The 9,402-nt window shown below is 68.3% G+C and carries 14 protein-coding genes, 1 tRNA gene and 1 pseudogene; 8 read left to right on the plus strand and 8 right to left on the minus strand.

The window, feature by feature from the left end; all coding sequences use genetic code 11:
* Positions 1-354, minus strand: a pseudogene (locus AC1D1G_RS36245) (pyruvate dehydrogenase (acetyl-transferring), homodimeric type); the annotation flags it as partial.
* Positions 355-578: 224 nt separating this feature from the next.
* Between AC1D1G_RS36245 and AC1D1G_RS36250 the strand changes: the two are divergent.
* The 4 genes from AC1D1G_RS36250 (at position 579) to AC1D1G_RS36265 (ending at position 2,318) form a co-directional block, all read left to right on the plus strand.
* Positions 579-1,115: a hypothetical protein gene (locus AC1D1G_RS36250; RefSeq protein ID WP_317567653.1), complete on the plus strand. Its 537-nt coding sequence runs from the start codon at positions 579-581 to the stop codon at positions 1,113-1,115.
* A 168-nt stretch (positions 1,116-1,283) separates the two neighbouring features.
* The gene (locus AC1D1G_RS36255) at positions 1,284-1,709 is read left to right on the plus strand and encodes a DUF3052 domain-containing protein (RefSeq protein WP_005247829.1); all 426 of its coding nucleotides are present in this window, start codon (positions 1,284-1,286) and stop codon (positions 1,707-1,709) included.
* 40 nt (positions 1,710-1,749) lie between these two features.
* On the plus strand, positions 1,750-2,214 hold the full coding sequence (locus AC1D1G_RS36260) for a peroxiredoxin (RefSeq protein WP_005247827.1): 465 nt from the start codon (positions 1,750-1,752) through the stop codon (positions 2,212-2,214).
* Between the two features lie 32 nt (positions 2,215-2,246).
* Positions 2,247-2,318, plus strand: a tRNA-Val gene (locus AC1D1G_RS36265).
* A 98-nt stretch (positions 2,319-2,416) separates the two neighbouring features.
* On the opposite strand, the gene AC1D1G_RS36270 is transcribed toward AC1D1G_RS36265, so the two are convergent.
* Positions 2,417-2,677 carry a hypothetical protein gene (locus AC1D1G_RS36270; protein ID WP_283352601.1) on the minus strand — a complete coding sequence of 87 codons (261 nt, stop codon included), beginning with the start codon at positions 2,675-2,677 and terminating at the stop codon, positions 2,417-2,419.
* Complete coding sequence (locus AC1D1G_RS36275) at positions 2,670-3,185, minus strand: GbsR/MarR family transcriptional regulator (RefSeq protein ID WP_317567655.1); 516 nt, start codon at positions 3,183-3,185, stop codon at positions 2,670-2,672. Before AC1D1G_RS36275 ends, AC1D1G_RS36270 begins: the two co-directional genes overlap by 8 nt.
* 135 nt (positions 3,186-3,320) lie before the next feature.
* Here AC1D1G_RS36275 and AC1D1G_RS36280 point away from each other — a divergent pair, with 135 nt between their 5' ends.
* Positions 3,321-3,518, plus strand: coding sequence for a hypothetical protein (locus tag AC1D1G_RS36280; protein ID WP_105422786.1), 198 nt, complete (start codon positions 3,321-3,323; stop codon positions 3,516-3,518).
* Positions 3,519-3,522: 4 nt separating this feature from the next.
* Here the strand turns inward: AC1D1G_RS36280 and AC1D1G_RS36285 are convergent, their stop codons facing one another.
* Both AC1D1G_RS36285 and AC1D1G_RS36290 read right to left on the minus strand, forming a co-directional pair.
* Positions 3,523-3,714 carry a hypothetical protein gene (locus AC1D1G_RS36285; protein WP_280784846.1) on the minus strand — a complete coding sequence of 64 codons (192 nt, stop codon included), beginning with the start codon at positions 3,712-3,714 and terminating at the stop codon, positions 3,523-3,525.
* Positions 3,715-4,046: 332 nt separating this feature from the next.
* Positions 4,047-4,409 carry a DUF5655 domain-containing protein gene (locus AC1D1G_RS36290; protein WP_317567656.1) on the minus strand — a complete coding sequence of 121 codons (363 nt, stop codon included), beginning with the start codon at positions 4,407-4,409 and terminating at the stop codon, positions 4,047-4,049.
* Positions 4,410-4,458: 49 nt separating this feature from the next.
* Here AC1D1G_RS36290 and AC1D1G_RS36295 point away from each other — a divergent pair, with 49 nt between their 5' ends.
* Positions 4,459-5,442 (plus strand): cobalamin biosynthesis protein, encoded by a 984-nt coding sequence (locus tag AC1D1G_RS36295; RefSeq protein ID WP_317567657.1) that lies wholly within the window; start codon positions 4,459-4,461, stop codon positions 5,440-5,442.
* On the opposite strand, the gene AC1D1G_RS36300 is transcribed toward AC1D1G_RS36295, so the two are convergent.
* The 3 genes from AC1D1G_RS36300 to AC1D1G_RS36310 are packed head-to-tail and all read right to left on the minus strand — an operon-like array spanning position 5,383 to position 7,469.
* Positions 5,383-6,264, minus strand: coding sequence for an SURF1 family cytochrome oxidase biogenesis protein (locus AC1D1G_RS36300; RefSeq protein WP_477955894.1), 882 nt, complete (start codon positions 6,262-6,264; stop codon positions 5,383-5,385). The genes AC1D1G_RS36295 and AC1D1G_RS36300 overlap by 60 nt on opposite strands.
* A 43-nt stretch (positions 6,265-6,307) precedes the next feature.
* Positions 6,308-6,781, minus strand: coding sequence for a low molecular weight protein-tyrosine-phosphatase (locus AC1D1G_RS36305; RefSeq protein WP_005254274.1), 474 nt, complete (start codon positions 6,779-6,781; stop codon positions 6,308-6,310).
* Entirely contained in the window at positions 6,768-7,469 is a 702-nt protein-coding gene (locus tag AC1D1G_RS36310) for an HAD-IA family hydrolase (RefSeq protein ID WP_283336590.1), read from the minus strand. The genes AC1D1G_RS36305 and AC1D1G_RS36310 overlap by 14 nt, the downstream gene beginning before the upstream one ends.
* A 29-nt stretch (positions 7,470-7,498) precedes the next feature.
* Between AC1D1G_RS36310 and cobC the strand changes: the two genes are divergently transcribed.
* Both cobC and AC1D1G_RS36320 read left to right on the plus strand, forming a co-directional pair.
* A complete protein-coding gene (gene cobC / locus AC1D1G_RS36315; protein WP_477955896.1) occupies positions 7,499-8,533 on the plus strand; it encodes an Rv2231c family pyridoxal phosphate-dependent protein CobC in 1,035 nt (344 codons plus the stop codon).
* Positions 8,530-9,402: Nif3-like dinuclear metal center hexameric protein (locus AC1D1G_RS36320; RefSeq protein WP_477955898.1), on the plus strand; the 873-nt coding region annotated here is incomplete at its 3' end. The genes cobC and AC1D1G_RS36320, both read left to right, overlap by 4 nt.

Consider the following 9,402-nt stretch of genomic DNA (forward strand, 5'->3'; position numbering starts at 1 on the left):
CTCCTCGTCACCGGGGAACCACGGCTCGTTCTCCGTCGGGATGGTGTTCACATAATCGGTCGACGTCAACGCCGGCAACGCGACGTGCTTCTCCCCGGCCCGCTCGAGCATCCGCAACATCAGATACCGGGCACGGGTCGGTCCGGACCGGTCCAACAGTCCGTCGAACGATTCCAACCACTCCGTGGTCTCGTCCGGGTCGATATCCGGCAGATAAGACGCAACACCCTCACGGATGACGCGAACGCGGCCGTCGGAACCCGGGGTCGCACTGGGGTTGGAAGGTTGGGCCGCTCCGGCGCCGGGTGTGGCGGAATCCGGTTGAGACGCGGGTCCCTGGATCAGGTCTGACAACGTTGCTCCTCATTGTGGTGGGACGCGCGGTGTGGCGTCCTCTCCATGCGATCGCGGCCTTGTTAGGCCCGACCCATCTCCTTTATGAATATGGCGCGACCCTCATCTTTCACCATCGCGGCCCAGTCGGCACACTGTGCTCGGGTTACTCTTCGGTAGCGTTTGCGCAGTTCCGGGGCCGAATGTTGAACTTATCGATGCCGTCGAAAACATGGGGGAGACGAATGCGCACGTCGACGCGCCGCTGGGGGCCCGCGAGCGCTGTCGTCGCGGCGATCGTCGGTGTGGGCGTCATCGCCGGATGCGGCGGCGAGATCGAGGGGACCGCGCAGCAAAACGATTCTCAGGCCGCCGAGTACGCCGCAGAGGCGACGTCCTCGTCGGTGGCCGCGTCGTCCTCGCAGAAAGCCGCGGCCGAGCGGGAGGCGCTCGTGGAGCAGTGCACGATGTTCGTGAACCGCGCCGGCGACACCATCGACAGCTACAACGCCTTCATCGACGCCGCCAACGCCGACGCCGCGGACACCGGTGCGAAGGCGAGCGCCGCGGCGGCAGCCCTCCGGGCGGCGGCCGACGGGGCCAGTGCCGCCACGCCCGCGCTTCCCGCGGAGCTGACCGGACTGCTCACCGATTACGCGAACAATTATCGGGAACTTGCGATCGCCGTCGACGGCGGGCAACGCGGTGACATTCTGAACACACTCGCCAGCCGTGGAGACGAGCTCAGCGACTCGATTCGGGCAGCCTGCCCCACATCGTGACTCCCGCACCGTAGGCTCGGTCGATGACCACGCATCACTACTTTCTGAGAAAAATTCGCGTGGTCGGCTTGCGCGAAAGCGCTCGAGCATGTTCGCTTTCACCTAATTGATCTTCATCCGGCAGGTGTTCGGGTATCCGAGCACCGTCAACAAAAGGAGGACCCCACCGTGGTCGCCGCGGCGGACGCCCAAAACTACGCTCAGAAACTCGGGATCACTGCCGACATGGCGGTACAGGAACTGGGCTGGGACGAGGACACCGACGACGACCTGCGTGCCGCGGTCGAGGACACCATCGGTGGAGAACTGCTTGACGAGGATTCCGACGAGGTGATCGACGTCGTGCTGCTGTGGTGGCGCGACGAAGACGGAGACCTCGTCGACGCCCTCATGGATGCCATCGGCCCCCTGGCCGACGAGGGATTCGTGTGGGTCCTCACCCCCAAGACCGGTCAGCCCGGTCACGTCGAGCCCAGCGAGATCGCCGAGTCCGCACCTACAGCCGGTCTCACCCAGACATCGGCGGCAAACCTCGGGGACTGGTCGGGAAGCCGTCTGGTTCAGCCGAAGTCGCGTCCCGCGAACAAGCGCTGAACAGTCTCACCTTTTCGTTCACTCACCGAAGGATCACGTCATGCCGCTCGAGGTGGGCACCACCGCCCCCGATTTCACCCTCAAGGACCAGAACAATCAGGAAGTGACGCTTTCCGATTACCGCGGAAAGAAGAACGTCCTGCTCGTGTTCTACCCCCTCGCGTTCACCGGAACGTGTCAGGGTGAACTCTGCAAGGTTCGCGACGAACTGCCGAAGTTCGAGAACGACGAGACTGCGATTCTCGCGCTCTCCGTCGGTGCGTCGCCGACACACAAGATCTGGTCCGCCGAGCAGGGATACACCTTCCCACTGCTCGCCGACTTCTGGCCGCACGGTGCGGTCGCGCAGCAGTACGGCGTCTTCAACGAGAAGCTGGGCTTCGCGAACCGCGGCACCTTCGTCATCGACAAGGAAGGCGTCATCCGGTTCGCCGAGATGAACGGGCCCGGAGAGGCCCGTGACCAGGGAGCTTGGGAGAAAGCGCTCGCCACGCTAGAGTCCTGATGCGCATCCGGCGAGGTTCTCGCCGGATGTTCGGGCGTGTAGCTCAGTGGTAGAGCTCTGGTTTTACACACCAGCGGTCGGGGGTTCGAAACCCTCCGCGCCCACCGTCAGGCAAGGCCCCGATCTGCGTTTCCGCGCGGGTCGGGGCTTTCTCCGTGTCGGTGTTGACCGTGGTCCGCGTTCGACTGCCGCTCACCTCGTCTCACTCCTCGGTGAGCTCCATGAGCTGCTCGGCGGCGGTGGTGTTGCCGTTGTCGGCGAGGCGGCGGAGTTCGTTCATGTCGCCCAGTTCCGTGGCGAGTTCGATGAGCTGGTCGGCCGCGTCGGAGCTGCCGTTGTCCGCGAGCCGGCGGAGTTCGTCCATGTCACCCCGCTCGCCGGCGAGCTCGATCAGGATGTCGAGCGCGGTCGAATCACCGTTGGCCGCCTGCTCGCGCAGGGCGGACAGTTCGAATTCAGTCATGGTGGACATCCTCTTCTCGATCGAGTTTCCTCGTGTGCTGATCCCGGACCTCGTCGCGATGCGTGTGCCACTCGTCCAGCAGCGCCGGAAGTCGCTCGCTGAGGAAGTCGGCCAGCGCGACCATCTCTTCGAGCGGGGCGCGACGTTCGGGTGGGGCGTCGGCCAGCAACGCCAATCCCTCCCGGAACAGCGCCGCGTGCTCCCGGTGCAGGGCGGAATCGAAGTTCTGCGGTTGCTGACTGGCCGGGTCCAGGCTCACCCGGTCCACCCGCTCGCCGGCCACTCGGGTTCGCCGCGCCATCCGATAGTCCTCGAGCAGCTTGACCGCCCCGGTGATGGCGCTCCGGCTCGCCAGCAACGCCTCGCCCAGTTCGTCGATCGTCTGCTGCGGCGGATCGCAGACGAACAGGTACCCCAGCAGCCGTCCCGCCATCGGCGGGAATCCGTATCGGCGTGCGTAGAAACGGCCGACGTGGTCGGCGAATATCAGCTGTGTGTCGGACGGCACAGTATCGAAAATAGCAGTTCTGACTGACATGACACAGATTTGTGTTATTTCAGTTCCGCTGCGGTCCTGTGACAGGTTTCGTGGAGTTAACCTGTTCATCGCCCGCGGCTTCGCCTGCAGTGGCATATTCCTGACATGCCCAGGTACAAGGTGACGCTGCGCAACGGCACGTCGAGCGACAAGACCTTCGAATCAGACTTCCAGGCCGTCAACGAGACGCACCGGCCCACCGAGACCGGGGCGGGCATCGTGAAGATCGACCGCTACGAGGAGAGCGGGGAAGTGACCGGCGTCTGGTCCGCTCCCACCACGAGTCGCACGTCCCGCACGTAGCGCGTCAGGTCGCGTCGCGCGAGGTCGCGGAGCCGCGGCGATCGAGTTCGGCCTCGTACGCTGTGATCCGGCTGGTGACTCCGCGGACCGTTTCGCAACCGTAGTCGTTCGCGATGGACTCGCCGAGCAGTGCTCGGTGCTCATCCAGCTGGGCGAGCAGTTCGTCGTCGCCGAGCTTCGTCAGGTCGCTGCACACCTCTCGATCGTCCCAGGCGCAGTCGGCGAAACCAATGCCTCACATGAATTTCCACCGGACGCGCAGAACCCCGCCGGGCCACGTGGGTGTGTTGAGTCAGCACCGAAGATGTGAGCAGGGCGGGGCCGTGCGCCGCCCCTGAATGGGGGGAACGAGGCGGCATTTACCATGGTAGGCGCAATAAAGGGCGCTTGGCGAGATACTCGGCAGAGTTTCAGGAATCAGACATGCCGACCGGAACGGGTGCGTCGTTCGCAGCCGCCGACGGATTGGTGAGACGCACACGCTGTTGCGCGGGATTCCGGCGAATCGGCGCGCAATTGTGCCCTCGGCTAGCGCGCGCGAGTGCCCGGACCCACCGTGTCGTAGGCCTCGGCGAGGAGCGCCGCCAGGGTGTAGTCGAGTTGATCGTCGGAGGTGATCGTCAAACGGTGGGTGATCACCGTCTTCGTCGTGGGAAACGCCTCGCGGAGCTGCGGGTGATGGACGCGGCGACGCAGGTCGAGGGCGATCTCGAGCCGCGACGAGTAGATGAACGCGGCAGCGAAGACACGGGCACGAGCCCACGCGATCTCGGTCCGGTGGACCCGTTCGTCCACCTCGCCGCACGCGAGAACGAGGTCACGGAACTGCAGCAGGCGCTCGGTGGCGTCCGGGTTCTTGCCTGCCAGGTACTCGTCGATCGCGGCATTCATGGGACGCTCCTTTACATCGACTGCAACGTTAGTTGATACAAATATCGGCGTGCATCGAACCTCCCGTCCCGCCACCGCGCGTGCTGCAGGCCTGCTCCTCGGCTTCGCCGCCGACCGCGTGTTCGCCGATCCGGCCCGGTGGCATCCCGTGGCCGGATTCGGACGCACCGCAATGGCATTGGAGAAGGTGACGTACCGTGACTCCCGGTCGGCCGGGATCCTGCACGTGGCCGTCCTCGTCGGCGGAGCGGCGGGGCTGGGGGTCGCCGCGACGCGGATCGCGCGGCGCGGGGGATGGCCAGGCGAGGTAGCCGGAACGGCCGTCGCGACATGGGCCGTGCTCGGCGGGACGTCGCTGGGACGGACCGGATCGAGCATGGCCGCACACCTGGAGGCGGACGATCTTGCCGCCGCCCGCGCCCTGCTGCCGTCGCTGTGCGGTCGCGACCCCAGCGTGCTCGGCGTCGACGGGCTCACGCGGGCGACGCTGGAGTCGGTCGCCGAGAACACGTCCGACTCGGCGGTCGGGGCATTCGTGTGGGGCGCCGTGGCCGGAATTCCCGGACTGTTCGTCTACCGGGCGTCCAACACCCTGGACGCGATGGTCGGGTACCGCTCGCCGAAGTACCGCAACTTCGGATGGGCGGCGGCGCGGTGGGACGACGTCCTCAACCTGCTGCCCGCCCGCCTGACGGGTGCGCTGTCGGTCGTAGCCGCGCCGGCGGTCGGCGGGTCGCCGAACGAGGCGTGGGCGGCGTGGCGACGCGACGCGTCCCAGCACCCCAGCCCCAACGCGGGCGTCGCGGAGGCCAGCGCGGCGGGCGCACTCGGGATCTCACTGGGCGGGCGCACCGAATACGCGCACGGCGTCGAGATGCGACCCGTCCTCGGCTCCGGGCCGTCGCCCCTGCCTGTCGACCTCGACCGTGCGGTGCGGCTGTCCGCGGCGGTGCAGGGGGGTGCGGCGCTGGTGTCAGCGGCCCTTGCCGTAGCGGTCGGCCAGCTTCGCTTCCGCCGCCGTCCGCGGCGCTGACTCCACCGGCTTGCTTCGGGTGAACGGCTTCTTCCGGGCCACCGGTGCGGGAGCCGTAGCGGAGTCGTCGGAGGTCTCCGCGGTCTTCTCCTTGCGGCGTTCGCGCCACTCCGCGCGGATGAAGTAGGCCAGGCCGAGCGGGGCCATGATGCCGAACGCCAGCCACTGCAAGCCGTACGACAGGTATGGGCCGGCGTCGAGCTGGGGGAGCGGGATGGTGCCGAGGCCGCCGGGCTGATCGGGTTCGAGTTGTACGTACGCGTCGACGAGATCGGTGCCGATGAAACCGCCGATCTGACCCGCGTCGATGTAGTACACCTGCCGGAGCCCGTTCTCGTCGATCGGCTCCTTGCCGGCGATGGTGCCCTCCGACTTGCGGACGCGACCGTCGAGCGTCACCTCCCCGGCCGGCGGCGGATCCACCGGCGGCGGCTCGGTTCCCTGGAGGGGGCGGACGTAGCCGCGGTTGACCAGGATCGTGCGACCGTCGGTCAGTTGCAGCGGGGTCAGGACCTCGTACGCGGGCTGCGATTCGATAGACCGCAACCGGACCAGCAGGTCACTGTTCTGGACGTAGGACCCGGTCGCGGTGACGCGGCGCCACTCGTCGTCCGGATTCGGGGCCGCGCCGGACAGCAGGGTCTCCAGCGGGACGGGGTCGGCGTCGACCGAGTCGGCGATCAGCTGGTTCCGGTGCTCCGTCGACGTGTTCTTGCCGAGCTGCCACGGCGCGAGCACGTAGAAACACATGAATGCGAATCCGGCGACCACCAAGGCCAACACCAACCAGCCGGGTCGCAACAGAAATCTCAGCCTTCGCACGCCTCCACGGTAGCCGCTCGCAGGTGGGGACCCTGATCGTGGGTTATCGGCTGCGCACCCAGTCGAGCAACCCGGGCACCGCGGCCTCGATCTGCAGGCGGACCCGTTCGAAGTCCTCGAGGTCGCCGTAGAAGGGGTCGGGCACGGACGACGTGTCCGCGTCCGGGTCGAAGCTGCGCAGCAACCGGCGGCGTTCGTCGGGCACCCCCATGTGGGCAAGCTCACGGTCATGGTTGGCCGCCAGTGCGACCACCAGATCGGCGCCGAGATGGAACGGTCCGACCTCCGCGGCCGTGTGGCCCGTCGGGTACCCGTTCAGCTTCAGGGTCTCGTTGGTGCGGATGTCGGCCTCGCGGCCGACGTGCCAGCCGTGGGTCCCGGCGCTGCTCACCATCACCCGGTCGTCGAGGGCTTCCCGGCGGAGGTGTTCGGCGAAGATCTTCTCAGCCATGGGGGAGCGGCAGATGTTGCCGGTGCACACGAACGTCACGTGCAGCGGGGTGTCAGGCTGCGGCATCGAGCAGCTTCCCGAGGTGGGCGACGGTCTCCGCCGTCGTGTGCGCGCGCTCGGCCTCGGCCGGGAAACCGTAACCCCACTCGACGAACACCGCGGGGATACCCCAGTGCGCGGCACCGAGGACGTCGTGGTCACGGTCGCCGACCATCAGGACGTCGGGGGTGGCGCCCTCGGTGGCGGCGACTCCCAGGTTCCGGAGGGAGTGGGCGATCACGTCCGACTTGGCGCGGCGACTGCCGTCGTCGCTGGCGCCGCCGATGAACTCGAAGTAGTGGGCCAGCTCGAAGTGTTCGAGAATGCGGATCGCGAACCGTTCGGACTTCGACGTGGCGACGGCGAGCCGTCGGCCGCTGTCGCGGGCGTCGATCAGCACCTTCTCGATGCCGTCGAAGACGGCATTCTCCGCCCACCCCACGCTGTCGTAGCGCTCGAAGTAGGCCGCGATCGCCTGCTGCACGACGTCTTCGTCCAGACCCATCGACCGGAACGTGTCGATCATCGGCGGGCCGATGACGGCGTCGATCATCTCGTCGGTCGGTTCCGGCTGCCCGATCGTCGCGAGCGCATGACGGAACCCGGCGTGAATGCCGGGCGCGGAGTCGGTGAGCGTGCCGTCGAGATCGAACAGCACGATCGGAGCCGACAGGGCCGAAGGGGCGGAGGACAGGGAGGTGGAGAGAGATGTCACCGGACCATTGTCCCTTAGGCTCGACGGTTGTGGACATTCGTGCCGGTACCCGGGAGAGCCTGCGTCACCACGGAGACGTGGATGCGGGGCCCGGTCTCCTCGATTTCGCAGTGAACGTGCAGGGCGACGGGCCCCCGGAATGGCTGCGACTGCGCCTCGCGGACGCGTTGCCGCGCCTGGGCTCCTATCCCACCGTCGGGGACGATCGCGTCGCCCGGACCGCCGTCGCCGCCCGGCACGGCCGCTCGCCCGAGGAGGTGCTGCTCCTCTCGGGTGGGGCCGAGGGCTTCTCTCTGCTCCCGCGGCTCGGGGTCCTGGAGGCGGCACTGATCCATCCGTCGTTCACGGAACCGGAGTGGGCGCTGCGGGAGGCGAATGTGCCCGTCACGCAGGTGCTCCTCGACGACCCGTACGTCCTGGATGCCGCCGCGGTCCCCGACTCCGCCGACCTGGTGGTGATCGGCAACCCGACCAACCCCACCTCGGTTCTGCACCCGGCGGAGGAAATCCTGCGGCTGCGCCGGCCCGGCCGGATCGTCGTGGTCGACGAGGCGTTCGCCGACGCGGTGCCGGGCGAGCTCGAGTCGCTCGCCGGTCGTTCGCTGCCCGACGTGCTGGTGCTGCGCAGCCTCACCAAGACGTGGGCACTGGCCGGGCTGCGCTGCGGATACGCGCTCGGCTCCCCGGAGATCCTCGAACGCCTGCAGGTGGGGCGGGCGCACTGGCCACTGGGAAGCCTGCAGGTGGAGGCGATCGCCGCATGCAGCGAACCGGACGCCGTCGCCGCCGCCCGGGAGCACGCCGTCGTGCTGGGTGCGTGGCGGGACGACATGATCCGCCGGTTGAACGAGATCGGCGTCGCGGTGCACCAGCCCGCCGTCGCACCCTTCCTGCTGCTCCGACTGCCGGACGGCGAACTCGTGCGGAAGCAACTACGCGAGCGGGGCATCGCCGTGCGGCGGTGCGACACGTTCCCCGGACTCGGTCCCGACTTCCTCCGGATCGCGGTGCGACCCCGCGAGCAGACCGGTGTCCTGATCGACGCGATGAAGGAGATCCTGTGAACCCGGTGCGTCTCGCCGACGTGATCGCGACCCTGGACGCGGCGTACCCGCCCGCCCTCGCCGAATCGTGGGACTCCGTCGGACTCGTGTGCGGCGACCCCGACGACACGGTGACGACGGTGACGATCGCGGTCGATCCGACCGCCGCCGTCGTCGACGAGGCGATCGACGCCGGCGCCGACCTTCTCCTCGTCCACCACCCGCTGCTGCTGCGCGGCGTCGACACCGTCGGCGCCCACACCCCGAAGGGCGCACTCGTCCACAAGCTGATCAGGGCCGGGTGCGCCCTGTTCACCGCGCACACCAACGCCGACTCCGCGGACCCCGGCGTCTCCGACGCCCTGGCCGCGGCGCTCGGACTCACCGTCACCGGACCGATCGACCCGCACCCCACCGAAAACCTGGACAAGTGGGTGGTCCTGGTCCCGGCCGGCGACGCCGATACGGTGCGGCGCGCCCTGTTCGACGCGGGCGCCGGGCACATCGGCAACTACCGCGACTGCAGCTGGTCCGTCACCGGGCAGGGCCAGTTCCTCCCGACCGACGGTGCGAACCCCACCCTCGGCGCGGTCGGTGCGCTCGAACGTGTCGAGGAGAGCCGGGTGGAGGTGATCGCACCGCGCGGCATCCGGCAGAAGGTGCTCGCCGCGATGCGCGCCGCCCACCCGTACGAGGAGGTCGCGTTCGACGTGTTCGAGATGGCGACGTTCCCCGGACCCCGCGGACTCGGGCGGGTCGGGGAGCTCCCCGAGCCGCTGTCGCTGCGCGACTTCACCGACCGGGTGGCGGACGCGCTGCCCGCCACGACGTGGGGTGTACGGGCCGCGGGCGACCCCGAAGCCACGATCCGCACCGTCGCGGTGTGCGGC

Source organism: Rhodococcus sp. P3_B8 (assembly GCF_056402775.1).